The 25905-nt window shown below is 66.2% G+C and carries 30 protein-coding genes and 1 riboswitch; of the genes, 12 read left to right on the top strand and 18 right to left on the bottom strand.

Annotated elements, in window-relative coordinates:
* Nucleotides 1–2 precede the first annotated feature (2 nt).
* Complete coding sequence (locus MIN45_RS04400; protein WP_286293599.1) at nt 3–827, bottom strand: HAD-IIA family hydrolase; 825 nt, start codon at nt 825–827, stop codon at nt 3–5.
* 78 nt (nt 828–905) lie between these two features.
* Between MIN45_RS04400 and argH the strand changes: the two genes are divergently transcribed.
* Nucleotides 906–2318, top strand: coding sequence for an argininosuccinate lyase (argH, locus tag MIN45_RS04395; RefSeq protein ID WP_286293597.1), 1413 nt, complete (start codon nt 906–908; stop codon nt 2316–2318).
* On the opposite strand, the gene MIN45_RS04390 is transcribed toward argH, so the two are convergent.
* On the bottom strand, nt 2285–4330 hold the full coding sequence (locus MIN45_RS04390) for an EAL domain-containing protein (RefSeq protein ID WP_286293595.1): 2046 nt from the start codon (nt 4328–4330) through the stop codon (nt 2285–2287). The two genes, argH and MIN45_RS04390, sit on opposite strands and share 34 nt — an antisense overlap.
* 163 nt (nt 4331–4493) lie before the next feature.
* Between MIN45_RS04390 and MIN45_RS04385 the strand changes: the two genes are divergently transcribed.
* Nucleotides 4494–5273 carry a GGDEF domain-containing protein gene (locus MIN45_RS04385; protein ID WP_286293594.1) on the top strand — a complete coding sequence of 260 codons (780 nt, stop codon included), beginning with the start codon at nt 4494–4496 and terminating at the stop codon, nt 5271–5273.
* 7 nt (nt 5274–5280) lie between these two features.
* A complete protein-coding gene (locus tag MIN45_RS04380; protein ID WP_286293593.1) occupies nt 5281–7299 on the top strand; it encodes a class I adenylate cyclase in 2019 nt (672 codons plus the stop codon).
* On the opposite strand, the gene MIN45_RS04375 is transcribed toward MIN45_RS04380, so the two are convergent.
* Complete coding sequence (locus MIN45_RS04375; protein WP_286293592.1) at nt 7296–7958, bottom strand: alpha/beta hydrolase; 663 nt, start codon at nt 7956–7958, stop codon at nt 7296–7298. The two genes, MIN45_RS04380 and MIN45_RS04375, sit on opposite strands and share 4 nt — an antisense overlap.
* Nucleotides 7959–8024: 66 nt before the next feature.
* On the opposite strand from MIN45_RS04375, the gene MIN45_RS04370 reads away from it, so the two are divergent.
* Nucleotides 8025–8201: a hypothetical protein gene (locus MIN45_RS04370; protein ID WP_286293590.1), complete on the top strand. Its 177-nt coding sequence runs from the start codon at nt 8025–8027 to the stop codon at nt 8199–8201.
* Nucleotides 8202–8203: 2 nt separating this feature from the next.
* Here the strand turns inward: MIN45_RS04370 and MIN45_RS04365 are convergent, their stop codons facing one another.
* From MIN45_RS04365 to MIN45_RS04350, 4 genes are read right to left on the bottom strand one after another with little or no spacing between them, the layout of a single operon-like run.
* Entirely contained in the window at nt 8204–9286 is a 1083-nt protein-coding gene (locus MIN45_RS04365; protein WP_286293589.1) for a TRAP transporter substrate-binding protein, read from the bottom strand.
* A gap of 17 nt (nt 9287–9303) precedes the next feature.
* On the bottom strand, nt 9304–9756 hold the full coding sequence (locus MIN45_RS04360; protein ID WP_286293587.1) for a DUF1249 domain-containing protein: 453 nt from the start codon (nt 9754–9756) through the stop codon (nt 9304–9306).
* Nucleotides 9757–9761: 5 nt separating this feature from the next.
* Complete coding sequence (locus tag MIN45_RS04355) at nt 9762–10166, bottom strand: 6-pyruvoyl trahydropterin synthase family protein (RefSeq protein WP_286293586.1); 405 nt, start codon at nt 10164–10166, stop codon at nt 9762–9764.
* 10 nt (nt 10167–10176) lie between these two features.
* Entirely contained in the window at nt 10177–10470 is a 294-nt protein-coding gene (locus MIN45_RS04350; RefSeq protein ID WP_286293585.1) for a PilZ domain-containing protein, read from the bottom strand.
* A 112-nt stretch (nt 10471–10582) separates the two neighbouring features.
* On the opposite strand from MIN45_RS04350, the gene MIN45_RS04345 reads away from it, so the two are divergent.
* Genes MIN45_RS04345 through MIN45_RS04335 form a run of 3 tightly spaced genes read left to right on the top strand, consistent with a single transcriptional unit; the run spans nt 10583 to nt 13221 of the window.
* Nucleotides 10583–11263: a response regulator transcription factor gene (locus MIN45_RS04345; protein WP_286293584.1), complete on the top strand. Its 681-nt coding sequence runs from the start codon at nt 10583–10585 to the stop codon at nt 11261–11263.
* Nucleotides 11260–12594: an ATP-binding protein gene (locus MIN45_RS04340; RefSeq protein ID WP_286293583.1), complete on the top strand. Its 1335-nt coding sequence runs from the start codon at nt 11260–11262 to the stop codon at nt 12592–12594. The genes MIN45_RS04345 and MIN45_RS04340 overlap by 4 nt, the downstream gene beginning before the upstream one ends.
* A gap of 12 nt (nt 12595–12606) precedes the next feature.
* On the top strand, nt 12607–13221 hold the full coding sequence (locus MIN45_RS04335) for an NUDIX domain-containing protein (protein ID WP_286293582.1): 615 nt from the start codon (nt 12607–12609) through the stop codon (nt 13219–13221).
* Here MIN45_RS04335 and MIN45_RS04330 read toward each other — a convergent pair.
* Entirely contained in the window at nt 13193–13975 is a 783-nt protein-coding gene (locus tag MIN45_RS04330; protein ID WP_286293581.1) for a secretin N-terminal domain-containing protein, read from the bottom strand. The genes MIN45_RS04335 and MIN45_RS04330 overlap by 29 nt on opposite strands.
* A 64-nt stretch (nt 13976–14039) precedes the next feature.
* Between MIN45_RS04330 and MIN45_RS04325 the strand changes: the two genes are divergently transcribed.
* The 3 genes from MIN45_RS04325 (at nt 14040) to MIN45_RS04315 (ending at nt 17502) form a co-directional block, all read left to right on the top strand.
* The gene (locus MIN45_RS04325) at nt 14040–14609 is read left to right on the top strand and encodes a hypothetical protein (protein WP_286293580.1); all 570 of its coding nucleotides are present in this window, start codon (nt 14040–14042) and stop codon (nt 14607–14609) included.
* A 25-nt stretch (nt 14610–14634) separates the two neighbouring features.
* A riboswitch (cobalamin riboswitch) is annotated at nt 14635–14825 on the top strand.
* A 62-nt stretch (nt 14826–14887) separates the two neighbouring features.
* Nucleotides 14888–16756: a TonB-dependent receptor plug domain-containing protein gene (locus tag MIN45_RS04320; protein WP_286293579.1), complete on the top strand. Its 1869-nt coding sequence runs from the start codon at nt 14888–14890 to the stop codon at nt 16754–16756.
* Between the two features lie 176 nt (nt 16757–16932).
* Nucleotides 16933–17502, top strand: coding sequence for a Uma2 family endonuclease (locus MIN45_RS04315; RefSeq protein ID WP_286293575.1), 570 nt, complete (start codon nt 16933–16935; stop codon nt 17500–17502).
* Here MIN45_RS04315 and queC read toward each other — a convergent pair.
* Nucleotides 17468–18190 (bottom strand): 7-cyano-7-deazaguanine synthase QueC, encoded by a 723-nt coding sequence (gene queC / locus MIN45_RS04310; RefSeq protein ID WP_286293574.1) that lies wholly within the window; start codon nt 18188–18190, stop codon nt 17468–17470. The two genes, MIN45_RS04315 and queC, sit on opposite strands and share 35 nt — an antisense overlap.
* A gap of 35 nt (nt 18191–18225) precedes the next feature.
* On the opposite strand from queC, the gene MIN45_RS04305 reads away from it, so the two are divergent.
* The gene (locus MIN45_RS04305) at nt 18226–18756 is read left to right on the top strand and encodes a Uma2 family endonuclease (RefSeq protein ID WP_286293573.1); all 531 of its coding nucleotides are present in this window, start codon (nt 18226–18228) and stop codon (nt 18754–18756) included.
* Between the two features lie 8 nt (nt 18757–18764).
* Here the strand turns inward: MIN45_RS04305 and queE are convergent, their stop codons facing one another.
* The 9 genes from queE to MIN45_RS04260 are packed head-to-tail and all read right to left on the bottom strand — an operon-like array spanning nt 18765 to nt 25038.
* On the bottom strand, nt 18765–19409 hold the full coding sequence (gene queE / locus MIN45_RS04300) for a 7-carboxy-7-deazaguanine synthase QueE (RefSeq protein WP_286293572.1): 645 nt from the start codon (nt 19407–19409) through the stop codon (nt 18765–18767).
* Nucleotides 19410–19413: 4 nt separating this feature from the next.
* Nucleotides 19414–20145: a tol-pal system protein YbgF gene (gene ybgF / locus MIN45_RS04295; protein ID WP_286293571.1), complete on the bottom strand. Its 732-nt coding sequence runs from the start codon at nt 20143–20145 to the stop codon at nt 19414–19416.
* On the bottom strand, nt 20135–20686 hold the full coding sequence (pal, locus tag MIN45_RS04290; protein ID WP_286293570.1) for a peptidoglycan-associated lipoprotein Pal: 552 nt from the start codon (nt 20684–20686) through the stop codon (nt 20135–20137). The genes ybgF and pal overlap by 11 nt, the downstream gene beginning before the upstream one ends.
* A 16-nt stretch (nt 20687–20702) precedes the next feature.
* On the bottom strand, nt 20703–21992 hold the full coding sequence (gene tolB / locus MIN45_RS04285) for a Tol-Pal system beta propeller repeat protein TolB (RefSeq protein ID WP_286293569.1): 1290 nt from the start codon (nt 21990–21992) through the stop codon (nt 20703–20705).
* A 6-nt stretch (nt 21993–21998) separates the two neighbouring features.
* Complete coding sequence (tolA, locus tag MIN45_RS04280) at nt 21999–22856, bottom strand: cell envelope integrity protein TolA (RefSeq protein ID WP_286293568.1); 858 nt, start codon at nt 22854–22856, stop codon at nt 21999–22001.
* Nucleotides 22853–23272 (bottom strand): protein TolR, encoded by a 420-nt coding sequence (gene tolR / locus MIN45_RS04275; RefSeq protein ID WP_286293567.1) that lies wholly within the window; start codon nt 23270–23272, stop codon nt 22853–22855. The genes tolA and tolR overlap by 4 nt, the downstream gene beginning before the upstream one ends.
* Nucleotides 23269–23940: a protein TolQ gene (gene tolQ / locus MIN45_RS04270; RefSeq protein ID WP_286293566.1), complete on the bottom strand. Its 672-nt coding sequence runs from the start codon at nt 23938–23940 to the stop codon at nt 23269–23271. Before tolQ ends, tolR begins: the two co-directional genes overlap by 4 nt.
* Nucleotides 23940–24341, bottom strand: coding sequence for a tol-pal system-associated acyl-CoA thioesterase (ybgC, locus tag MIN45_RS04265; protein WP_286293565.1), 402 nt, complete (start codon nt 24339–24341; stop codon nt 23940–23942). The genes tolQ and ybgC overlap by 1 nt, the downstream gene beginning before the upstream one ends.
* Nucleotides 24334–25038 (bottom strand): ribulose-phosphate 3-epimerase, encoded by a 705-nt coding sequence (locus tag MIN45_RS04260; RefSeq protein WP_286293564.1) that lies wholly within the window; start codon nt 25036–25038, stop codon nt 24334–24336. Before MIN45_RS04260 ends, ybgC begins: the two co-directional genes overlap by 8 nt.
* 223 nt (nt 25039–25261) lie before the next feature.
* On the opposite strand from MIN45_RS04260, the gene MIN45_RS04255 reads away from it, so the two are divergent.
* The gene (locus tag MIN45_RS04255) at nt 25262–25897 is read left to right on the top strand and encodes an integrase core domain-containing protein (protein ID WP_286293563.1); all 636 of its coding nucleotides are present in this window, start codon (nt 25262–25264) and stop codon (nt 25895–25897) included.
* The last annotated feature ends 8 nt before the right edge of the window (nt 25898–25905 follow it).

Here is a 25905-nt window from a genome sequence, read left to right as displayed (position 1 = left end):
CGTCACCCTTCCTCCAGGACCCGGGTGACCTCGCGGATGTCGGCCAGAATCCAATCGGGCCGGTAGTCCACCTGAGCCAGGTCGGCCTCCCTGGAGACGCCGGTCAGCACCATCAGGCTGCGGATGCCGGCCCGCACTGCGCCAAAGATGTCGGTTTCCAGCCGGTCGCCGATGGCCACTACGTCCTCCGGCGCCGCTTCGAGGCGTCGCAACGCCTGACGGTACAGTTCCGGTTCCGGCTTGCCGATGATGGTGGGCTCACGGCCAGTGGCGGCGGTGAGGGCGGCGAGGATGGCCCCGTTGCCGTGGCTGATGCCAAGCTCCATCGGCAGGGTGACGTCGGCATTGGTACCGATGAACGCGGCGCCGCGGTTAAGATTGAGGGTGGCGGTGGCGAGCTTGTCCCAGGTCAGGGTTTCGTCCTTGCCCACCACCACCACGTCGGCCTGCCAATCGCCACCTTCCTTGTGGCTGCAGGCCAAAGTGAAGCCTTGCTGCCGCAGCGGTTCGGTCAGCCCCGCCTCGCCGATGGCATAGACCCGGCTGGAGGCGGGATCGCGGCGCTGGGCCAGCCACGCGGCGGTGGCGATGCCGGAGGTGAGGATTTCATCCTCGCTCACCTTCACCCCCATGCCAGCCAGCTTGGCCACGTACTGTGCGGGGGTGGAACTGGCGTTGTTGGTGGCCAGGACGAAGGGCAGCCGCCGCGCCCGCAGGGCGGCGAAGAATTCCCGGATGCCGGGCAGGGGCTGGCTGCCATGCCACAGCACGCCGTCCATGTCGATGATGAGGGCGCGCACACCCGCCAAAGGTCGTTCCTGATTCACGTGTTTGCCTTCTCCCGATTCAGATCGCACTATCATACTTCGCTATAATCGTCCCGCCCAAGCCACAAGGAGAGCTTCATGACCACGCAGGACAAACCCTGGGGCGGCCGTTTCAGCCAGCCCACCGACCAATTCGTCGAGGAATTCACCGCCTCGGTCTCTTTCGACAAGCGCCTGGCCCCCTACGACATCCAGGGCTCCATCGCCCACGCCCGGATGCTGCACAAGATCGGCGTGCTCACGGAGGCGGAATGCCAGGCCATCGTTTCCGGGCTGCACCAGATATTGGACGAGATCGAGCGGGGGGAATTCCAGTGGTCGGTGGCCCTGGAGGACGTCCACATGAACATCGAGGCGCGCCTGACCGGGCTGATCGGCGACGCCGGCAAGAAGCTCCACACCGCCCGCTCCCGCAACGACCAAGTGGCCACCGACATCCGCCTGTGGCTGCGCGACGAGATCGACCGGATCCTGGCCGAGTTGACGCGACTGCAGACCGCCCTGCTGGACCTGGCCGAACGCGAGGCCGACACGATCATGCCCGGCTTCACCCATCTGCAGGTGGCCCAGCCGATCACCTTCGGCCACCACCTCATGGCCTGGTTCGAAATGCTCCAGCGCGACCGCGAGCGCCTCCTCGACTGCCGCCGCCGGGTCAACGTCATGCCCCTGGGCGCCGCCGCCCTGGCCGGCACCCCCTACCCCATCGACCGTTTCCATACCGCCGAGCTGCTGGGCTTCGAGCGGCCGGCGGCCAACTCCCTCGATGCGGTTTCGGACCGCGATTTCGCCATCGAATTTGCGGCCTGCGCATCCCTGATCCTCATGCACCTGTCGCGCTTCTCCGAGGAACTGGTGCTGTGGACCTCGGCCCAGTTCGATTTTCTGGAGCTGCCCGACGCCTTTTGCACCGGCTCCTCGATCATGCCGCAGAAGAAAAACCCGGACGTGCCGGAGCTGGTGCGCGGCAAGAGCGGGCGGGTGTTCGGCCACCTGATGGGACTTTTGACGCTGATGAAGGCCCAGCCGCTGGCCTACAACAAGGACAACCAGGAGGACAAGGAACCGCTGTTCGACACCGTCGATACCGTACGCGCCTGCCTGCGCGCCTTCGCCGACATGATGCCCCACGTCCGCCCCAAGCGCGAGCGGATGAAGGCCGCCGCCCGCCAGGGGTTCGCCACCGCCACCGACCTGGCCGACTACCTGGTGCGCAAGGGCGTGCCCTTCCGCGACGCCCACGAAATCGTCGGCAAGGCGGTGCGGCAGGCGATGGAAGCAGGCTGCGATCTGGCCGAGCTGCCGCTGGCGGCGCTGCAGGCGCTATGTCCGGCCATCGGGGAAGACGTCTATGAAGTGCTGACCCTGGAAGGCTCGGTCGCCGCCCGCCGTCATTACGGCGGCACCGCCCCGGAGCAGGTGCGCCAAGCGGTCGAGGAAGCACGGGCGAGGCTGGCTCAGCTGAACAGTACCGGGGGAGCCTCGGTTTGAGACCGGCTCTGAAGGTAGGCCCGCTTGCTAAGCCAGACTTCGACCCGATCCGGCACCCCCAGCAAATACCCCTGGCCGAAGTCGACCGCCACCTGGCGCAGGCTATCCAGCTGAGTCTGGGTTTCGACGTATTCGGCCACAGTTTTGAGTTCCAGCTCCTGGGCCATCTGGTGCACGATGCGGACGATGCGCTCGCTGGCGGGGTTCTCTCCCAGCTGACGGATCAGGGAACCGTCGATCTTGAGATAGCGCAACCCGCCCCCCAGGGCCAGCTCAATGACCGTCTGCAGGGAGGAATAGCCACTGCCGAAATCGTCGCTGGCGAAGATCATGTCATAGCGGTGATGGAGACAACATATCAGCTCAAGATTTTCCAACAATACCTGCTCGGTCAGCTCCAACACGACCTCGAATCCTGCCAGAGGGCCCTGGAGAGCGGCTTTCAGCGCCTTCAGATAGGATTCGTCCTCCAGACTGGCGGCCGAGACGTTGATGAAGAGGCGGCGGGTCAGCTGCGCCAGAGTCTCCCGCTGCGCGATGATCCGCTGCAGAACGAGGTGGTCGAATGTCTGCACCAACCCCATTTCGACCAGGGTATCGATGAACAGACCGGCGGATAGGTAACCATCGCCCTCACGGAATCTTCCCAGCACCTCGAAGGCATGGAGCTCCCCCCATGTCTCCAGGGACATCAATGGCTGTACGAAGATTTCCAGTTCCGATGCTTGCAGACGACTGCGGATATCCAGCGTTTGCCGATATTGCGCTCGCACCCAGTCCCACATAGCGCTTTGATCCTGAAAGGATTCCAGCACCTGATTGTGATGCCGGCGGGCCAGCTGGGAAAGATAACGGATGACCAGGTGCATGTTCTCGGTGGTCATTTCTTTGAGCTCGTCGAAGCGGATGGCCACCGAACGCAGAGAAACCTGATACGGCAACGCCTCGCTGCACTGTTTCAGACAGTCTTCGATCTCGGCCAGCAGCGCTCCGACCTGCCGGCCGTCAGCCCCATAACAGGCCAGATAGAAATCCCCGGCAATCCCCCGAGTGAACACCATCCAGGCAGCGTGACGCTCGAACACCTGGTTCAGACACTGTTCCAGCAGGGTAATACACCGGTCCCCGGCCTCGATACCATAAACCTGATTGATACGTGTCAGTTCCTTCAGATTGATGACCCCGAGATACTTGGCACGGGGCAGAAACAATAACCCCTGGAGAAATTTGAAGAACGTTTGAACCCGGTTGGTCTGGCTCTCGAAATAAAGCACCCCCAGCAAATCCAGCAACTCGGCCAGTTGCCGACGAATCTCCCGATAGAGCAGATAAGCCGCTTCGAAACGCCGATCCGTCAACATGGCATAGAGAATGGCCGCATTCTGCAGCAACAGGCGATGGCGCTCCTGCAGCTGGTCGCAGACTTTCATGTCCAAACAGATGAGCAGGCTCTCGGGATAGTAGAGGGCTTTCGCAAACGGACTGTCCTTGGCCGGCGTGAGGGGGAAAGCCGTCAAATCATTCAAAATGGCATCGTTGATCTGCGCCAGCCAATCGAAACAGAGACGGATCAGCATTTTGCTCCGCATCTGGGCTTTCTCAAGCAACAGCGGGCGACGCACCTCCACCCGCAGATAGACCTCTGCGGCCTGGTTCCGGGCAAGGGAAAAAATTTGATTGATGGCACCGAAGGCTTGCAGCGCCTCGTCATGCTCCACTTGCCGGCCCGCCACCGTTTCATAGCGGAGCACTTCTGCCTTCAGATGGTTGAGACTGCCCAGCAGCAAATCGAAGGGCAGTGCCAAATCCAGAAACACCCGAGCCAACGCGTCACCGTCAACCCTGACGCCGTTGAGCAAATGCTTCAAAAAGGTTTCTTGGATGGTGTGCAGGCGCTCTCGTTGTGTGGATTCGAGCTGCTCGATCAGGCCCCCGTAATCGCGCTGAAATCGGGTCAGACTTTCCAGAATCGCCTGCAGATGGGAGGCCGCCACGGAAAAGGATGGAGACATAAAGACCGGTCCTTTCGCATACTCTTTTGCGAGTCGTGGTTCAAATTTTTAAAGTAGTATAGGTCAGGAAAGCGCATTGACACTACTACTGCCGCAACACTTGACCAACCGCCGAGCGGTTGTGCCATACTGTCGAAATCATTCGAATCTACGGGAACCCCTCATGATCGTCACGCAAGATGACCTGAGCGTCGCGCTCGACAAGGCCCCCCTGGCCGTCCTCATCGTCCAGCGGAACCGGATCGCTTGGCTCAACCAGACCCTGGCCGATCTGGCCGGCCTTCCCAAAGGGGAATTCATCGGCCGCCCTCTGGCGGACACACCGCTAAGCCTGTGGCGCGAGGATCTGGTGGAGGTCGCCACGCCCGACGGGGTTCGCTGGTTCCAGCGCCAGTCCGTCCATGCGCTTCCCGAAGGGGAGGCCCATTATTTCGCCGACGTCACCGAGCAACGGCACATGATCGACGACCTCGAGGCGCTACAGCAGCGCCTCGAAACCCTGGAGACCCGCGACCCGGTCACCGGGCTGCAGAACCGCCGCGCCATCCTGCGGGAGCTGGACCGTCAGATCAGCCGCAGCCGTCGTTACGAGAACCCGCTGTCGGTCATCCGCCTCAGCCTCGAAATCGACAGCGACGAGACCCGGCGCCGGGAACTGATGCGGGCGCTGAGCCAGGCGCTCAAGGACAAACTGCGCTGGGCCGACGAAATCGGCCTCCTGGACGACGACACCTTCCTGCTGGTATTGCCGGAGACCGGCCTGGAGGATGCCCGCGAGCTGGCGGTCAAGCTCCTCAGCGACCGCGCCGCCTTCCAGCTCCAGGACGGCGAAGGCAAGATCCGCTACGGCGTCGCCGCCTGGAACAAGGGAGACGATCTGGGCAAACTGCTCAAGCGGGTATCCCAGGACCAGGAAATCGACCTCAGCGCCTTGCTGTCCTGACCGCGGCTTGAACCGGGCACGCGCCATCCGTCTGGCGGCGCCGGGCGGAGAGATCAGCCGCCGCGATCTCAACCACCTGATTCGGCGCTTCCTCCATTTCCACCGCCAGCGACTGCAGCTGCTGGCGGATACCTTCAGCCCCCGCCAGCGCGACGCCCTGGCGCTGCTGCCGCTGCTGCTGCACCAGCACCATCCCGCCCTGCCCGGCTACGATCTCGGCCCCGCTCCCGCCGGCATCCGCGACTATCGTCCCGATCCCTTCATGCGCCGGGCGGCCAGACGCCACTTCCCCGGCCTCGACCACCGCCTCCGCGGCCATTCCGAAGCCCCGCTGCTGGCGCTGTTTCTGATGGGCAGCGTCGGCAGCATCGCGTTTTCCCGCGGCAGCGACCTGGATCTGTGGATCTGCCACCGCGGCGACCTGGAGTCCGGCGATCTGGCGGCCCTGCAGGCCAAATGCCGCGCCATCGAGGACTGGATGGCCGGTTTCGGGCTGGAGCTGCACTGTTTCCTGGTGTCGCCGGAGGCATTGCGCCGGGGGATCCCGCCGGCGCTGTCCAAGGAAAGCGCCGGCAGCACCCAGCACATCCTGCTGCTGGAGGAGTTCTACCGCACCGCCATCCACCTGGCCGGGCAGCGGCCGCTGTGGTGGCTGGTGCCGCCGGAATGGGAAGGACGTTACCGTGAATACGCCGATTTTCTCCTCGGCAAACGCTTCATCGATCCCGGCGGCCTCATCGACCTCGGCGGCCTGGAACAGCTGCCGACGCAGGAACTGGTCAGCGCCGGCCTGTGGCATCTGCACAAAGCCCTCGACGCCCCGCACAAGGCCCTGCTCAAACTGCTGCTGCTGCTCGATTACGCCGCCGACCACCCTCAACCGCGCTGGCTCGCCACCACCATCAAGGCCGCAGTGTACGCCGGCCCCCCCGATCCTTTCGTCCTCGATCCGTATCTGCTGCTGTACCACCGCGCCACCGAGGCCGCCCAGCGGACGGGATCACCGGCACTGGTGCAGCTCGCCCGCCATTGCTTCGCGCTCAAGATCGGCGACGCCGAACGGCATCCGGACTACCGCCGCCTGACGGCCACTCTGGTACAACGCGGCGAACTGTCGCCACCCCGACGCCGCGGCACACTGGCGATCACCCAGGCGCTGGAGGAATGGCAGGCGCTGACCGACGCCCTGGAGAATGCCTACGCCACGATCCGCCACCTCGCCGGTGAACCGGACTCCTCCACGGCGGACATGCAGCGGCTCACCCGGCGCCTCCAGGCGGTGCTCGGCAGCCGCCCGGGCAAGGTTCCGGTCATCCGACTCCAGGCAACCCCGGAGCCGTGGCTGCAACTGTCCCGGGATCCGGAAACCGAACGGTGGCAGATCGCCCTTCCCGGCAAATCACCGACGCCGTTGCATCAGGCCGACACCCTGCTCGGCGCCCTGGCCTGGAGCTGGGTCAACCGGCTCGCCGTCCCCGCCACCCGCTGGCAGCTGCCGCCCGGGACCCCCGTGACGGCGGCGGAACTGGCCGCCCTCAACCGCGAACTCCGGCGTTTTCTCCAGGCCGCCGGGGAACCGGAACTGGACGCTTTCGCACGGCCGGCAAGATTGCAGCGGGCCTTGCTGGCCGCCAATCCGGGTCGCCCCACCCGTCCCCGGCGCGGGGATTTCGAAATCGCCAGCGCCCGCTTCGATCCGCTCGACTACGGCGCCGAACGCCGCAGTCTGCTCCAAACCGTGGAAATCCTCACCCTCAACACCTGGGGGGAATGGGAAAGCCAGCGCTATCAGGGGCTGGAAGGCTGGTTCGACGCCCTCTGCCACCTGTATCAACAGGGTGGGGAGGCGCTGACGTTGCAATCCTTCTGCTTTTCCGCCCCGACGCTGGCCCGGCGGATGACGGCGTGCTACCGGCAGCTGACGGAGGCGCTGCCGGCCGGACACCCCGCCGAGCTCACCGCCGCCGGCCGGGTTTACCACTTTCGGCAGCGTCGGGGACGTCTGGTCTGGTACCCGCTGGACTAACGCCAGCCGAAGCGCGCCAACAGCCAGCGGCGCAGGATGGCGAGCTCCTCGGTGCAGACCGCATGGGCCATGGGGAAGACGTGCCATTCCACCGGATAACCCAGCGCCTCCAGCAGGCGGCGGCTGTCCTCCGCCAAGGCCAGCGGCACGATGGAATCGAGGCTGCCGTGCATCATCAGGATGGGGGCCGCATCCGGCGGCGCCGGGGGGAATTCGTCCGCCAGGGCGACGTAGGTGGACAGGGCGACGATGCCCGCCAGGGGCGGGCGGCGGCGCACCCCGGTCTCCAGGGCGATCACCCCGCCCTGAGAGAAACCGCCGAGGACGATCCGCCCCGGCGGAACGCCGGCGGCGATCTGGCTGTCGAGCAGGCGGTCGATCGACGCCTGGGACTGGCGGATGCCCGCCGCGTCCACCCGGCGGCGCAGGTCGGGGCTGGCGATGTCGTACCAGGCCCGCATCGCCATGCCGCCGTTGATGGTCACCGGCCGCACCGGCGCATGGGGAAAGATGAAACGTACCGCCCCGGGCAGGTTCAGCTCCGCGGCGATGGGCTCGAAGTCGTGGCCGTCGGCCCCCAGCCCGTGCAGCCAGACGATACAGGCGTCGGGATCGGGACCGGTTTCCACCACGACCGCTTCCAGGGAAGAATCTTGCATCGTGTTGACGCCTCTCAAGCGGGAGAGTAAAACGTTAGCGAAACTTCAACAGGGGGAATCTGCGCCATGATCCAGCTCGACCTCAGCGACAAAGAAACAAAACACCTCATCGAAACCCTGGAAAGCTATCTGTCCGACCTGCGTTACGAAATCGCCGACACCGACTCGGCCGACTTCCGCGAGCGACTCAAGGAGAAGAAGGCCGCCCTGGAAAAGGTGCTGGCCCAGCTCAAGACGATCTGAGCCTATAGGCTGCGCGCCCGCATGAAGGCGTATTCGGCGATGCCCGACCACGCCGATACCTGGCGGTGGAAGCTGCGGTAGGAATCGTACACCTTACGGGCGAAGGGGTCGCCGGCGGCGATTTCCTCCACCACCTGATCCGCCAACCGGTGCAGGGTCCTGAGCACCTCGTCCGGCAGCGCCTTCACCTGGACTCCGTGTTCCTGCACCAGGGTCTCCAACGCCTGCTGGTTACGGGCGGTCATCTCCGCCAGCATGTCGAGGTTGGCGGCCTGACAGGCGGCCAGCACGATCTGGCGCAGATCCTTGGGCAGCGCTTCGAACGCGGCCTTGTTGATGAAGCACTCGATCACCGAACCGGGCTCGTGCCAGCCGGGATAGTAGTAGTACTTGGCCGCCTTGTAGAGCCCGAAGGCCAAATCGTTGTAGGGGCCGACCCATTCGGTGGCGTCGATGGTGCCCGACTGCAAGGCGGTGAACAGCTCGCCGCCGGGAATGTTGACCGGCGTGCCGCCGGCACGCTTGAGCACCTCGCCCCCCAGGCCCGGAATCCGCATCTTCAGTCCCTTGAGGTCGTCGAGGGATTTGATTTCCTTGCGGAACCAGCCTGCCATCTGAGTGCCGGTGTTGCCGGCGGCGGTGGGCACCAGGCCGAAGTTGGCGTACAGCTCGCGCCACAGTTCCATGCCGCCGCCGTAATAGAGCCAGGCGTTGACCTCCTGGGGGGTGAAGCCGAACGGCACCGCGGAGAAGAACTGGAACACCTCCCCCTTGCCCTTCCAGTAATAGGCGCCGGCGTGGCCCATCTGGGCGGTGCCGCGGGAAACCGCGTCGAAGACCTCGAAAGCCGGCACCAGCTCGCCGGCGCCGTAGACCTTGACCCGGATGCGGCCGCCGCTCATGGCGGTGATGCGTTCCGCCAGGCGATTGGCGCCGGTCCCCAAACCGGGGAAATTCTTGGGCCAGGCGGTGACCATCTTCCAGCGGAAGGTCTTTTTCGCCAGCGCCACCGAGGGGGTGGCCAGGGTCGCTCCGGCGGCCAGGGCGCCGGTTCCCAGTCGGTGCAGAAAACGACGTCGCTGCATAACGGTCTCCTTGGTGTCTAAAGATTGGCGGTGGCCGCTTCGGGGCGGTCGTCGGCGCTAAAACGATACCCGCGCTGGAGGCAATGGTCCAGCCACTTGTCGAGGAAATAGTTCATCTGCCACTTGTGCTCGAGCACCTGCCGGTCCACCGGCCCCCGGATCCGCAGCGGCGGGCGTTCGGCATCTTCCAGCACCTCCACCATGCCGGCATCGAGATAGACCCGCAGCCTGAGGGCCGGCTCGAACAGCGGCTGCGGCCCGTGATCGAAACAGTAGCTCAGCTCCAGGGTCAGGGTGAAAGGCGCCTTCTCCAACAGCCTGACGTGCAACGCCGGCTGACCGTTCGGGAAGGCGACCGCCCCGCTTTCCAACTGCCGCAGGCCGGGAATGAGGCGGCGCAGCTTGCGGTAGTTCGACTCGCACAGCTCCTGCAGGGTGCGGAGCGGATGGATGGGCTTCAGGTTGGGCATCGGTTTCAGCGCCGGTAACGCGCGCAGCTGGTGTCGGTTTCCCACAGTGCGACTTCCGTGACCGGATAGCCCTGCGCCTCGACGTGTTCGAAGATCAGGCGCGCCAGCACCTCCGCGGTCGGATGTTCGGCCAGCGTCAGAAAGCGCTCGCCGGCGTCCCGCAGCAGCGGCACCAGCGGATCGGCCTCATGGAGCAGCAGGTTGTGATCCAGGGTTTCCTTGACGTACCCGGCGACCGCCCGTTTCAGATCGGCGAAATCGCACACCATCCCCTGCGCGTCCAGCGCGGCGGCGGACACCGTCACCGCCGCCCGCACGCTGTGGCCGTGCAGATGGCGGCACCTGCCCGGATGGTTCATGAGCCGGTGTCCGTAACAGAACCGGATTTCCTTGGTGACCGAATAACCCACGTTCGCTCTGTCAGCCCTTGATGCCTTTGATTTCCGCCGCCACCGCGTATTCGCCGTCGCGCTTCTCCACCCGCAGCACCTCCACGAACGCCTCCAGCGGCGGCGTCACCGCACTTTCCGGTTCGATGCGGATTTCCAGCGCTTTGCCGACTTCGACGGGACGGTCGGTGGTGAACATCACCCCCGCGCCGCTGAGATTGTGGCAGGTGGCGGTGAATTCCTCGTCGCTTTGAGGAATCCGGCAACGCATTTTACACCGGGCTTCCATGCGGATAAACCGGCGTCTTTCTCCGTGGTCGAGCATGGCGAAACCTCGTGGGGAAGTTGCTACAGTGCAGCTTTCATCATAGCCCAACGGCGACTGCCCAACAGCTGTCAAATCTGCTATGTTGACGCTCCGGTCAAGGAGAACGGTCATGCGCATTCTCATCGTCGAAGACGAAGCGCCGCTGCTGGCGCAGCTGCGGGACTTTTTCGCCGCCAAGGGCTATGCGGTCGATGCCGCCGCCAACGCCCGGGAAGGCCAGTATCTGGGGGAGGAGTATCCCATCGACGTCGCCATCGTCGACCTGGGGCTGCCGGACTTTTCCGGCCTCGAGCTGATCCGCAGGTGGCGTGCCTCCGGGTGCGATTTCCCCATCCTGATCCTCACCGCCCGGGGACGCTGGCAGGAGAAGGTGGAGGGACTGGAGGCGGGGGCCGACGATTACCTGGTCAAACCGTTTCACTTCGAGGAGCTGTGGGCCCGCATCAACGCTCTCATCCGCCGCGCCGCAGGCCAGGCCCGGCCGCAGGTAAAGCACGGCCCCATCACCCTCGACACCGCCGCCCAGACCGTCGCCCGCGACGGCGAGCCGGTCGCCCTGACCGCCTTCGAATACAAGGTGCTGGAATATCTGATGCTGCATCCGGGCAAGGTGATCTCCAAGACGGAGCTGACCGAGCATCTCTACGACCAGGACTTCGAACGCGACAGCAACGTGCTGGAGGTCTTCATCGGCCGGCTGCGGCGCAAGCTCGATCCCGACGGCGCCCTCCAGCCCATCGAAACCTTGCGCGGCCGCGGCTACCGCTGGACGCTCGCCGAACGCCGATGACCCTGTCGCTGCACGCCCGCCTCGGCATCGCCGCCGGGGCAATCCTGATCGCGTTCCTGGGGCTGGCCGGCGTCGCCCTGGAGCGCGCCTTCCGGGAAGCCGCCGCGAAGGCCACCGAAGAACGCCTGCAGGCCTACATCTACACCCTGCTGGCCACCTTCGAGATCGACCCAGGCGGCCGGGTGACCATGGAAACCCGCCGCCTCGACCGGCGTTTTTCCACTCCCGGCTCCGGACTCTACGGCTTCATCTTCCTGTACGACGAGGTGCTGTGGCAGTCCCCCTCCGCCCTGGGGATCTCCGTGCCTTCCGTCCGCCTCGACAGCGGGCGGCGTTTCTTCACCCGTCTGGATGGCAATCCGTCCCTGTGGGTGCTGTATCACGGCATCACCTGGGAAACCGAGCGCGGCCATCCGGTTCCCCTGGTGATCGCCGTGGCCACCGATGCCGCCACCCTGGTCGCCGAGGTCAACGATTTCCGCCGCACCCTCTGGGTCTGGCTGGGCGGGCTGGGCGGGCTGCTGCTGGGAACGCAGATCGCCATCCTGCGCTGGAGCCTGAAACCCCTGCGCACCATCGCCGGTGACCTGAGCGCCATCGAGGCCGGCCGCAAGCAACGTCTGGAAGGCCACTACCCCCGGGAGCTGCAACGCCTGGCCACCAACCTCAACGCCCTGCTCCACAGCGAACGCGCCCATCTGACCCGCTACCGCAACACCCTCGCCGACCTCGCCCACAGCCTCAAAACCCCGCTGGCCGTCCTCCGCGGCCTGGAGCGCGAGGTGCTGCCGGCGGACGTCCGCCGCACCCTCACCGACCAGGTGGCGCGGATGCAGCACTTGGTGGACTATCAGCTGCAGAAAGCGGCCGCCCAGGGCGCCGCCTCTCCGCTGCGATCGGTGCGGCTGCGTCCCGTGCTGGAACGGATCGGCGCCAGTCTGGACAAGGTCTATCGCGACAAGGGCGTGACCCTGGCGCTGGACTGTGACACCGAACTCCGCCTCCCGCTGGACGAGGGCGATCTGTACGAGCTGCTGGGCAACCTGCTCGACAACGCCTACAAATGGTGCCGCCGCCGAGTGCGGGTCGGGGCGGAAGCCACCGGCGGGGAGATCCGTCTGCGCATCCAGGACGACGGCCCCGGCATTCCTGAAGATCTACGTCAGACGGTGCTCGAACGGGGCGTGCGCGCCGACCAATCCACCCACGGCCACGGCATTGGCCTGGCGGTGGTCAACGAACTGGTGCGCCTCCACGGCGGCACCCTGCGCTACCATGACAGCCCCTGGGGCGGGGCCGGCTGGGAAATCCGGTTGCCGGTTTCAAGCTGAAGGCAAAAGCGAATGCGTTACGAATACGAGATCCTGGAAGAGGAAGTGGCCTACCGCGGTTTTTTCAACCTGCTGCGGCTGAAACTGCGCCACCGGCTGTTCCGCGGCGGCTGGAGCCGGGTGCTGGTGCGGGAACTGTTCCAGCGCGGCAATTGCGTCGCCGTGTTGCCCTACGACCCCCGCCGCGACGAAGTGCTCCTGATCGAACAGTTCCGGGTCGGGCCGCTGAAAAACGGCGATCCCGCCTGGATGCTGGAGATCGTCGCCGGCGCCATCGAACCCGGGGAAACCCCGGAAGAAGTGGCCTGGCGCGAGCTGCAGGAAGAATGCGGCTGCCGGGCGCGCGCCATGACCCCCGTCACCGAGTTCTACACCAGCCCCGGCGGCTCCTCGGAGAAGATCACCCTGTTCTGGGCCGACGTCGAAACCGAAGGGGCGGGCGGCATTCACGGCCTGCGCTGTGAGGACGAGGACATCCGCGTCCACGTGCTGCCGTTCGCTGCCGCCTGCGCCAAGGTGGAAGGCGGCGAGATCGACTCGGCCATTCCCATCCTCGCCCTCCAGTGGCTGGCCCTGCACCGGGAGCAGCTGCGCCCCCTCAGCAACCCGCCGGGGGATCGACCCTGAGAAAGATCCGCCGGTGCCGGCGCTCGGTGGTCTGGCGCAAGCCGATCCCGCCCCCGGCCGCCGTCCCCGCCCGGTCGCTGCCGCCCAGCTCGACCCAGCGTCCCGCAGGCACTTCCACCACGGTGGCCGCCGACCGCACCTCGATGCGACCGTCCCCCAGATCTCCCGCCCGCTGGGACCAGGGCGCGATCTCCAGCCGCACCCGGCAACCGACCACCCGGGGCACGACCCTGAAGCCGCTGGTGACCGGCTTGTAGTCGATACCGCCCGTCACCGCCGGCGGCCAGCCCCCGACCCAGATCCTGGGAACCGGCCGCTCCTCGCCCACGGCGATGAACGCCGGCTGGCCTTCGAGCACCTTGAGATGTTGGGCCTCGGCCACGCCGCGGTCGGACTCGGTGCGGTAAACGTGGCCGCGGGCGCGGATCGGTCCCTCGGGAAGGGTGGCCGAAAACCCGCCGCCGGCCTCCAGTTCGTCCAGGGTCAGGCGGTCGCTCTGGATCACCCGGATGGTCAGGGTTCTGAGCGGGCGGTCCAGCTGTTTCACCAGCCGGCGGATCTCCCCGATCCGCCCTTCCGGCGCCTTGACCACCAGGGCGTCGGGAACCGGCACCACCGCCTCGTCCCGTTCCAGCAGCGGCGCCAGGATGTGCGCCAGCTCGGCGGGCGGGCGGTGGGAGACCGGTATCGTCACCGTCGCCGCCTGCAGCGGCGGGAACCACAGCAACAGCGCCAGCATCCAAATTTTCGTCATCGCTCGACCTCGTGCGGGGTTTTCCTTTAACCTTATCCCAAATTCAGCGCCGATGGAGTTCACCATGACCGCAAGCAGAACGTTTTCCCTCTCCGCCATCGCCCTCATGGGGCTGATGGCCGCGACCCGTTTCCACCACTTCGGTGACTTCAAGACCCTGCCCGACGCTTCTTTGGCAGCGTTCTTCCTCGCCGGGCTGCTTATCGCCCGCCCGGCTTTCTTCGCCGTGCTGCTGCTGGAAGCCGGCCTCATCGACTTTATCGCCATCCGCTACGGCGGCGTCAGCGGCTGGTGCGTCACCCCCGCCTACCTGTTCCTGATTCCCGCTTACGGCGTCTCGTGGCTGGCCGGATACGGGTGCCGGCACCTGTCCCCGAACAATGCCGCCGCTATCGCAGCGACCCTGCTGGCGGCGGCAGCTGCCACCACCCTCGCCTTCGTGATCTCCAATGTCGGCTTCTACGGGTTCTCGGGGCGGTTCGGGGAGATGAGACTGACGGAATACGCCCTCCGGGTCGCCCGCTACCTGCCGTCCTACCTGGGTGTCACCCTCGCCTATACCGGCCTGGCGCTCGCCGGGCGCTGGGCTGTGCGTCAGTGGCGTAGCGCCGCGACCGCACCAACCACGCCCTGAGTTGCATTTCTCCCCCTGCCCCCTACAATAGGCGCCCCTGCCAGGTGCCCTGCGAAGGGTGAAACGGGAAGCCGGTCGGAGTCCGGCGCTGCCCCCGCAACGGTAGGTGAGTCAAGGCGGCCAAAACGCCACCGGGTCAGGGAGATCTGGGAAGGCGGTCCGCCGGCCCGAGCGGCGCTCACGAGCCCGGAGACCGGCCTGGCAGGCGGGTGCGGCGCCATGGCGCCGTGTCGATCCACCTTGGGCGTGCGGTGGGCACGCCCACTGGGAGATATGCCATGACTTGCAAACTTCGCGTACTTCTGCTGGCCCTGCCGGCGACCGCGGCCCTGGCCGCAGATCTCTCCCCCAGCCGCCTCGACACCCTGACCGTCACCGCCAGCCGGATTCCGGTCCCGGTGCGCGAGAGCGGCAGCAGCATCACCGTCATCACCGCCGAGGACATCGCCGCACGCAAGGTCTTCACCGTCGCCGACGTGCTGCGCTCGGTGCCCGGCCTCGACGTGGTCCAAAACGGCGGCCTGGGCAGGACCACCTCGGTGTTCCTGCGCGGCGCCAATTCCCAGCACACCCTGGTGCTGATCGACGGCATCGAGGTCAACGATCCGGCCAGCCCCGGCGCCGGCTTCGATTTCGCCCATCTGACCGTGGACAACATCGAACGCATCGAAATTCTCCGCGGCCCCCAGAGCACCCTGTACGGCGGTGACGCCATCGGCGGGGTGATCCAGATCTTCACCAGACAGGGGCACGGCGAGCCCCGTTTCGGATTCAACGCCGAAGGCGGCAGCTACGGCACCTGGAAGCTGGGCGGCGCCGCCAGCGGCAAGCACGACCGGCTGGCTTACAGCATCGCCGCCAGCCAACTGCACAGCGACGGTTTCTCCGCCGCCGACAGCCGTCTGGGCAACCACGAGGACGACGGCTACAAGAACACCACCGTCTCGGCCCGCGCCGACTGGCAGGCGCTGGACAATCTGGGCCTGGATGCGGTGGTGCGTTTCCATCACAGCGAGGCCGATCTCGACAACTGCGGCGGCCCCGGCTGCGACGATCCCAACTACCGTCAGGACAGCGATCAGATCTTCGCCCGCACCCAGGGCACCCTGGATCTGCTGGACCACCGCTGGCGCCAGCAGCTGCGCCTGTCCTACAGCCGCACCGAACGCCACACCCGCGACCGCCCCGATCCGGCCGACACCTTCGTCGACAACAGCGCCTTCCGCGGCGAGAAGTTCAAGCTCGACTGGCAGAACACCGTCACCCCCACCGACTGGGATACCTTGGTGTTCGGCATCACCAGCGAAACCGAATGGATGAACGCCGACACCCTCCCCACCCACTCGGCCACCATCAACGGCTATTACGGCGAGAACCGGATCAAGTGGCTGGAGCGCTTCATCACCAGCGCCGGAGTCCGTTTCGACGATCACGAACACGCCGGAGACAAGGTCACTTGGCGCGTCACCCAGGCGGTCCTGCTCCCGGAAACCGGCACCAAGCTGCACGGCAGCTACGGCAAGGGCTTCAAGGCCCCGAGCCTGTACCAGCTGTTCGCCCCGGCCGGATTCTTCGGCCCCATCGGCAACCGTGACTTGGAACCGGAGCGCAGCCGCGGCTGGGACGTGGGGGTGGACCAGAGCTTCTGGGACGAACGCATCCTGCTGGGGGCGACCTGGTTCCACAACCAGTTCAGCAACCTGATCGACTTCCAGTTCGGCACCGGCTACGTCAACGTCGCCAGCGCCCGCAGCGCCGGGCTGGAAACCTATGCGGAAATCCGGCCGCTGGCTTTCCTGACCCTGCGCGGCACCTACACCTACACCAACACCGAGGACGACCAGGAGCAGCAGTTGCTGCGCCGGCCCCGCCACAAGGGCAGCTTCGACGCCGATCTGGCCCTGACCGAGGCGGCCCACCTCCACGTCAACGTCCTGACGCTGGGCAGCCGCCGCTTCAGCGCCTTCAGCATCAAGCGCAAACTGCCGGGCTACGTGGTGGTCAACCTGGCCGGCGACTACCGGATCAACCGCTGGCTGACCCTGTACGGCCGCATCGACAACGCCTTCGATCAGGAATACGAGGAAGTGCCCGGCTACGGCACCAGCCGGGTGGCGGGATACGGCGGATTCCGGCTGACCTTCTGAGGCGCGCCTCGGCAGTTATTATTCAACTTGCGTCGGGGGGGCAGGGAAGGGTCTGCTGGCGGCCAAGGAAGGCCGCCCCGGACCTAAATTTACGGACGAATTTCGGTCCGGCAGACCCTTCCCTGCCTCCTCCCGAAAGGTAAAATGTCGATGAAGCCCCCTTACGAGGATTCGCCATGCCCACCGCCGCCCTGCCCCGGGAGACCCGCCGCTGGACCTACGAGGATTACCTGGCGCTGGACGATGAGCGCCGTTACGAAATCATCAACGGAGAACTGCTGACGGTTCCCGCCCCTTCCTCGTTTCACCAACGGTATTCTCGCAATCTGGAAGTGCTGCTGTTCGAGTTCGTGCGGGAGCGCAAGCTGGGACACGTCTTCCACGCCCCCATCGACGTCATCCTCAGTCCCGAAAACGTCGTCCACCCGGACATCCTGTTCGTCGCCCGGGAGCGCCGCGACATCATCCAGGAGCGGGGCATCTTCGGCCCGCCCGATCTGGTGGTGGAGATCGTATCCCCGTCTTCGGTCCACCGCGACTACGCCCTCAAGCAGCGCTTGTACGAACGCTTCGGGGGGCGGGAATACTGGCTGGTGGACCCGGGCAACCGGACGGTGGACGTGCTGGGGCTGGACGGCGACGCCTACGCTTCGGTCAGCTTCGCCAGCGGCGAGGGCGCCGTGACCTCGAACGTGCTGGACGGCCTGGCCGTCACTCTGGAAGCCGTCTTCCAGACCGAGATCTGACCCGCTTTCCGGCCTGATAACGGGTCGGATCCGGCACCCCGGCGGCGCGGAAACCCTCGGCGCGGAAGCGGCAGGCATCGCACTTGCCGCAGGCCCGGCCCTCGGCATCGGCGGCATAGCACGATACCGCCAGGCTGTAGTCGGCCCCCAGTTCGATGCCTTTGCGGATGATCTCGGCCTTGCTGAGCCGGATCAGCGGCGCATGGATGGCAAAGCGCCCCCCTTCCACCCCGGCCCTGGTGGCCAGATTCGCCAGCCGCTCGAAGGCATCGATGTACTCGGGCCGGCAGTCGGGATAACCGGAGTAGTCCACCGCGTTGACGCCGATGAAAATGTCGAACGCCCCCAACACTTCCGCATAGCCCAGGGCGAAGGCGAGAAACACGGTGTTGCGGGCCGGCACGTAGGTCACCGGAATCCCTTCGGTTGGGGTTTCCGGCACGGCGATGGCAGCGTCCGTCAGCGCCGAACCGCCGATATCGTCGAGGCCGATGCGGACGACCTTGTGGGCCGCCGCGCCGTACCTTTGGGCGATGCGCCGGGCCGCCTCCAGCTCGGCCCGCTGGCGCTGGCCGTAATCGAAGCTGAGGGCGTGGCACGTATAACCCTGGTCCCTGGCGATGAGCAGGGTGGTCATGGAATCGAGCCCTCCGGAGAGGAGGACGACGGCTTTTTTGCGTGCTACCATAAATTCCGTCCTGCTGCCGTTTGCCGACGAAACCGATGCTGAAGCAAAAATATCTTCCTCATTACACCGTCACTGATTATCAAAAGTGGGAAGGCGATTGGGAGCTGATCGCGGGCATCCCCTACGCCATGGTACCCAGTCCCTCTTTCCTCCACCAACGCATCGCCGGACGCCTGTTCGTGCAGATCGAAACCGCGCTGGAAACCTGCCCCGACTGCATTGCGGTTTACGAAACCGATTGGATCGTAAGCGATGACACCGTGGTCAGGCCGGACATCCTGGTGACCTGTGAACCGGTCAGCGAGGATTACCTGACCCGCCCTCCCCGACTGATCGTCGAGGTTCTGTCCCCCGCGACCCGCAGCAAGGATGAACGACTCAAGCGCCGGCTCTACGCCGAGCAGGGCGTGCGTTTCTACCTCATCGTCGATCCCGCCGAACGCCGCCTCAGGGTGCTCGAACTGACAGGCCAGGATTACCAGGAACACCCTCCCGCCAACGCCGCACTGACCCTCGATCTCGCCCCCTGTACCGTGAAGATCGACCTGCAGCGGCTCTGGCCCTGAATCTTCCCTCACCGTCCGGGCTGATCGCCCCATAACAGTTTGTGAAGCTGCAACTGGAACCGCACCGGCAGGCGGTCTTCCAGAATCCATTCGGCCAATTGCCGCGGCGCCAGTTCCCCGGCCACCGGCGAGAACAGGACCTGACAGCGCCCGGCCAGACGGTGGGCTTCCAGCTGTTCCCTGGACCACTCGTAGTCGCCGCGGTCGGCGATGACGAACTTGACCTGATCGGCCGGCTGCAGGAAAGCCAGATTCTCCCAGCGATTGCGCGCCGCCTCGCCGGAGGTGGGCGGCTTCAGATCCATGACCTTCACCACCCGCGGGTCCACCCCGGAAACGTCCAGCGCCCCGCTGGTTTCCAGGGACACGGCAAAGCCGGCATCGGCCAGCCGGGTCAACAGCGCCAGACACGCAGGCTGGGCCAGCGGCTCGCCACCGGTGACGGTCACGTGACGAACCCCGTATTCCCGCACGCGGGCGACGACGGCATCCAGCGTCAGCCGCTCGCCGCCCTGGAAGGCATAAGCGGTATCGCACCAGCGGCAGCGCAATGGACAACCGCTCAGGCGCACGAATACCGTCGGCCAGCCGACGGTGTCCGCCTCCCCCTGAATCGAGAGGAATATTTCCTTGATCTTCAGGGTTTCGCTCACGGGTTCAAGGACGCGCCTGTTCCATGCGCGCCAGGCGTTCGGCAGCCAGTTTGGCGGCATGGGCGGTGGGCCAGGTGTCACGCACCTTCTCCAGATAGCGCCTGGCCGCCTGCCGGTCCCCCCGGGCTTCGGCGATGTAACCGAGCTTGAGCAAGGCATCCGGCACCTTGGCGCTGCCCGGGAAATGCGCCACCACCTGGCCGAAGGCGTCGGCGGCGGCGCGGAAATCCCGCTTGACGTAATAGGCCTCGCCGAGCCAGTAATAGGCGTTGGGGGCCAGGGGAGAATCGGGATGACGCTGCAGGAAGGTGGAAAAGGCGTCGATGGCGGCATCGTAATGCCCGGCCTGAAGCAGATCGAAGGCTTGGCGGTAAGCCTGCCGGATCGCCTCGGGATCGGCCGGCTGGGCCTGGTCCTCGACGGCCAGGGGCGATGCCGCCTCAGCAGCCGGAGGCACCGGCGGGGCCTCCGGCGCGGACGTCACGGCCGCCGGGGCTGTGCCGGAAGGGGCGGACTGACGCAGCCGGTCCACCTCGTGCTGCAGCGCTTCCACCTGGCCGCGCAGAGCCTGGACCTCCCGCTGCAGGGCATCGACCCGCTGCAGCATGTCCATCAGCGCCTGGCTGGACAACCGCTGCTCCAGCAGCCGGACCCGGCGCTCCAGGTCCTCGTCCCCGGCCAGGGCCGGAAACGCCGCCGCCAGCCCCAACGCCAGAACCACGCGCTTAACGGCCATAGACGATCTCCACCCGCCGGTTCTTGGCCCAGGCCGTCTCGTCGTGCCCCAGGGCCACCGGTTTTTCCTCACCGTAGGAAACGACATGGATGCGCTGGGCCGGCACTCCGTTCAGCTCCAGCAGCCGCGCCACCGCCTTGGCCCGGGCCTCGCCCAGGGCGACGTTGTATTCGCGCGAGCCGCGTTCGTCGGTATGCCCTTCCAGGGTGACCTGCAACTGCGGGTGATCGACCAGATAGCGGGCGTGGGCCTGCACCACCGGCACGTCCTCCGGCCGCACCTGGGCGCTGTCGAAGTCGAAGTACAGAGTGCGGCGCTGCAGCAGAGCGCCGGCGTCGGCGCCGGGCCCCGCACCTTCGGAAACTCCGCTCTGCACTTCGTACAGAGTCGCCCCTTCCTCACCGGCCAACCCCTGGGTATGCGCCGCCTCGGCCTGCGCCCCCGCCGCGCGGGCGCCCGCCTGGGATTCCTGATCGTTCCCGGTCAGGGTCTTGCAACCTGCCAGGGCCAACACCAGTCCGAGTCCTAACCATCGTTTCATCGTTTCATCCTCCGCTTCAAAACGGCGACCACGCCGGCTCGCGCACGTCCCCTTGCTCGGTCCCGAGCCGCTGCCGGACCCGGCCGTCCACCGACACCGCCGCCAACTGGCCGCGGCCACCCGCCTGGGTGGCATAGAGAATCATACTGCCATTGGGGGCGAAACTGGGAGATTCGTCCAGGGGGCCGTCGGTGAGGACCTGCAGCCGGCCGCTGGCCAGATCGAGCACGGCGATGCGATAGCCCTGTCCCCCGTGGACGAGGGCCAGTTTGCCGCCATCCGGGGAGAAGGTGGCGCGGGCGTTGTAGTTGCCCTGGAAGGTCAGGCGCCGCACCGCCCCACCCCCGGCGGGGATGGTATAGATCTGCGGACTGCCGCCCCGGTCGGAGGTGAACACCAGCCGCTTGCCGTCCGGCGACCACGCCGGCTCGGTGTCGATGGCGAAGCTGTGGGTCAGGCGCCGCAGGCGGCGGCTGGCCAGATCGAGCACGTAGATGTCGGGACTGCCGTCCTTGGAAAGGGTCAGCGCCAGCCTGCCGCCGTCCGGCGACCACGCCGGCGCGCCGTTGATGCCGGGGAAGGCGGCGATTTTCTCCCGCGCCCCGGTGGCCAGGGTCTGCACGTAGATGGCCGGACGGCGGCGCTCGAAGGAGACGTAGGCGATCTGCTGCCCGTCCGGCGACCACGCCGGCGACATCAAAGGTTCCGGGGAAATCACCACCGTGCGCGGGTTGTAACCGTCGGCATCGGCGATCTGCAACCGGTAGATGCGGCGGCCGTCGGCCTCGGTGACGATGACGTAGGCGATGCGGGTGGCGAAGGCCCCCGGCCTGCCGGTGATCTTCTCGTAGAGGATGTCGGCGATGCGGTGGGCGGTCTTGCGCAGGCCGGCGGGCCTGGCCGGCAGACGGTAGCCGGCGAGCGCTTCCTTGCGATAAACGTCGAGCAGGTGGAACTGGACCTCGTAACGTTCCGGGCTGGGGGATTCCACCTGGCCGATGACCAGGTAATCCTGCCCCAGGGTCTGCCATACCCGCCAGTTGACCGCTTCGGGGACGGCGGCAGGGCGGGTGAGCATGTCCTGGGGCGGGAGGGGCCGGAACTGGCCGCTGCGGGCCAGATCGGCCCGGATCACCGCCGCCACGTCCACCGGCGGGGGCGTGGGCCCCGTCCAGGCGAAAGGCGCCACGGCGATGGGAATGGCCCCCTCGATCCCGCGGGTGATCTCGATGGTCAGTTCGGCACGGGCAGCGCTGCACAGCAACAGCGCCAGGCCCAGCCACGAAGCCAAGAATCTGCGTCGCATGGAAGATTATCCTGTCGGCTTGAACACGAAATTGAATTCCCGGAATTGTCCGGCCACCTCGGGGTCGTCCGGAATCGGCAGCGGCGAGGCCTTGCGCACCGCCACCTCGGCGCTGCGGTCGAAACGGGGGTCGCCGCTGGATTTGACCACCCGCGCCCCGATCACCCGGCCACCCGGGGCCACCTGAACCCGAATTGTACAGGAAAGCCCGGTACGGAAACCCGGCGGCCGCAGCCACACCCGTTCCACCGCCCGGGCGATCCGGGCCACGGTCTGGCTGACCTGCCGGGCCACTTCCCGGCGGCGCTTTTCCTGCTCCGCCCGGCGCTTGGCCTCGAGGGCCTTGCGTTTTTTCTCCGCCTCGGCCCGGCGGCGGGCTTCCTCGGCCTTGCGCTTCCTTTCCGCCTCCCGGCGTTTCTGTTCCTCCAGACGCCTGCGTTCCGCCGCCTTGCGCGCTTCCTCCAGGCGCTTGAGGCGCTCGGCCTCCTCGCGCTGGCGCCGCTTCAGTTCCGCCAGGCGCCGGGCTTCCTCGGCCGCCTTGCGGCGTTTGGCTTCGGCCAGGGCCTGAAGACGCTTGCGCTCCTCCTGCTGACGGCGGCGCAATCGGCGCAGCCGCCGCTCCTCGGCCAGACGCTGGCGCTTGAGCCGCTCACGGCGCCGGACTTCGGCCTGTTCCCTGGCTTTGAGACGCTGGAGCTGCTCCTGGACCGCGGCCTCGTCCACCGCCACCGCCTCGATGATTTCCGGCGGCGGTGGCGGGGCCGGGGGCGGTGTCGGCGCCGACCGCCAGCCCAGCAGCAGCGCCGCCAGCAACACGCCGTGAAGTCCCAGGGACTTGAGCCAGGGAATCAGCCAGTCCCTCATGACGGCGGCCGGGTCAGCAACCCCACCTGTTCCACGCCGGCCCGCTGCAGCGCCGCCATCACCTGGACCACCCGCCCGTAGGCCACCTTGTCGTCGCCGGCCACCAGGATCTTGGTGCCGGGCTTGTATTTCAGCACCGCCTGCACCTTGGCCAGCAGGGTCTTGACGTCCACGGTTTCCCGCTCGCCGCCCAGATCGACCCGGAAGCCGCCATCGGCCCCGACGGTGACGATCAGCGGCGGGGTGTCCGTGGGCGGAACCGGCTTGGCGGCCGCCTGGGGCAGATTCACGTCCACGCCGTTCTGCAGCAGCGGGGCGGTGACCATGAAGATGATCAGCAGCACCAGAGTGACATCGATGTAGGGAACCACGTTGATGTCCGCCAGCGGACGGCGGCGCGGCGTGCGGGATTTCATGCTTTTTCCAGGGCCTTGCGCTGCAACAGGCAGAGGAACTCGTCGGCGAAACGTTCGTAGCGGCGTCCGAGGCGGTCGATGCGGCTGGTGTAGCGGTTGTAGGCGATCACCGCCGGAATGGCGGCGAACAGCCCCATGGCAGTGGCCACCAGGGCCTCGGCGATGCCCGGCGCCACCAGCGCCAGGGTGGCTTGCTGCACGTGGCCCAGGGCGCGGAAGGCGTTCATGATCCCCCATACGGTGCCGAACAGGCCCACGTAGGGGCTGGTGGAACCGACCGTGGCCAGCAGGGGCAGGTGCTGGTCGAGGCGGTCCAGCTCGCGGCCGATGGCCACCCCCATGGCGCGTTCGACGTTCTCCGCCAGCAATCCTGCCGGGGCGTTCTGGCGGAACAGGCGGGCGAATTCCCGGTAGCCAGCGAAAAACACCGCCTCCATTCCGGCCACCGCCTCACGTTTGGCCAGCTGGCGGTAAAGATCCGCCAGATCGATGCCGGACCAGAAGCGGGCCTCGAACGCCTCCGCCGCCCGTCCCGCCTCGCCCAGCTGACGCGACTTGCGGAAGATCAGCGCCCACGAAGCCAGCGAGGCGGTCAAAAGCAGCGCCATCACCGCCTGCACCACCGGGCTGGCGCCGGCGATCAGATCCAGGATCGAAATGCTGCCCATCAATAATCCTTAATCCTTTGTATCAGCGCGGGGGGAATCGGTCTGGGACGGAAACTGCGGGCGTCGAGACAGGCGATTCGCACCGCCGCCTCGCACAGCACCGCATCGCCGCGCCGCACCTGCTGGAAGAACACCAGGCTGGCACGTTTGACCTCGGCGACCTCACAGCTTACCGTCAGCAGATCGTTGAAACGGGCCGGACGGCGGTAATCGGCCTGTACCGAGCGCACCACGAACAAAATTCCCTCCCGCGCGCTCAGTTCATCCTGTTCGAACCCCAGGGCGCGCAAAAATTCCGTCCGCGTCCGCTCGAAGAATCTCAGGTAATTGGCGTAATAGACCACGCCGCCGGCGTCGGTGTCCTCGTAATAGACCCGCACCGGCCAGGTAAATTCAGCCATCCTTCCTCCTTTTCAGTCCCTCGGCGGCCAGACGCCGCATCCGGGCCAGATTGTCCGCCAGGCTGCCCTTGGGGTGGAACAGGCTGCGGGTGCCGGCCACCAGCCGGTCAGCCCCGGCCGCCACCAGATCGGCCAGATTGTCGAAGCCGACCCGGCCGTCGATCTCGATGGCGACATGGCCTGCCCCGCGTTCGTCGAGGAAACGGCGGCAAGCGGCCACCTTGCGCCGGGCGTAAGGCACCTGAGCCTCCCCCTTGTGACCGGCAAAGCCGGGATTGATGAGCATCAGCAGGGCGAAATCGATGCGCTCGAGGCAGTATTCCAGCACGCTCAACGGAGTAGCCGGCTTCAAGGCCACCCCGGGCGCGACCCCAGCCGCCTGAATCGTCTGCAACCAACGGTCGATGTGGGGTTCGGCTTCCGCATGGAAACAGAGGCGCTGCACCCCGCAGTCGAGCAGGGCGTCGATGAAATAGGCATGGTCGGCCACCATCAGGTGGGCGTCGAACGGCAGTCCGGTCTCCCGCCGCAGCTGTCTGACCGCCTCGATCCCCAGCGGCAGCGAAGGGCTGAAGTGACCATCGAGAATGTCCACGTGCAGACCGTCCACCCCGAGAGATTCCAGTTCCCGAACCGCCTCGAGGCGGCGGTTGGGATCGGCGCAGATCAGGGAGGGGAGGATTTCGATCTGAGACAAAAAACCGCTTTCCGGGCCAAGATCCATGGGGCGAATCTTACCATCATGCCGATTCAAGAAACCAACCATTCCAGGGCAATCGCATGAATGAGCGCTCACTCAAAGATCATAGGTGTTGGGTCCCGTGTGATCATATCCCCAAGAGGAGCTATCCTTTGTTCCGAGCCTGGGATGTTCTGAGCGAGCTGATGGCAGAGTCCCAGGCCGGAAAGACGACTCAAGCTTGACGGACGAGGAGGAAGCCTGGGTCTCTCGTCTCCACAAGAAAGCCCGCACCACGCCCGAGATCCGCCGGGAGATCCAGAACTCCAAGCTGCCGGCCACGGTCCTGGCCAGGAAATACGAGGTTCATCGTCATACCATCCGCAAGTGGCGCCAGCGCGATTCGGTCGAGGACGCCTCGCACCGGCCCCATCGCATCCATGCCCCCCTGACCCCGCAGCAGGAAGCGATCGTCGTCTGTCTGCGCGAAACCCTGCTGTTGCCCCTGGACGACCTGCTGGCGGTCGTTCACCGCTTCATCCATCCCGAGATGTCCCGCTCGGCCCTGGACCGGCTGCTGCGTCGCCATGGCCTCTCCAATCTCAAGGAACTGATCGCCGCCAAGGAAGGAGAAAACGCCCCCTCCGTAGAACGCTTCAACGGTCGGATCGCCGAAATCCTCAAAACCACCCGCTTCCGCAGCAGCCAGGATCTGGAACGGGCCCTGATGCAGTATGCCAGCGTCTACAACCATCAGATCCCCCAGAAGGCCCTGGGATACATCTCACCAGTACAGGCTCTCAAAGACTGGCAGAAGAAGCGGCCGGAACTCTTCAAAAAACGTGTATATAATCTCACGGGGCTTGACACTTTCTGAGTCTGCAC

Source organism: Methylomarinovum tepidoasis (genome assembly GCF_030294985.1).
Classification (GTDB): Bacteria; Pseudomonadota; Gammaproteobacteria; order Methylococcales; family Methylothermaceae; genus Methylohalobius; species Methylohalobius tepidoasis.
This window is presented reverse-complemented; position numbering and strand designations above follow the sequence as displayed.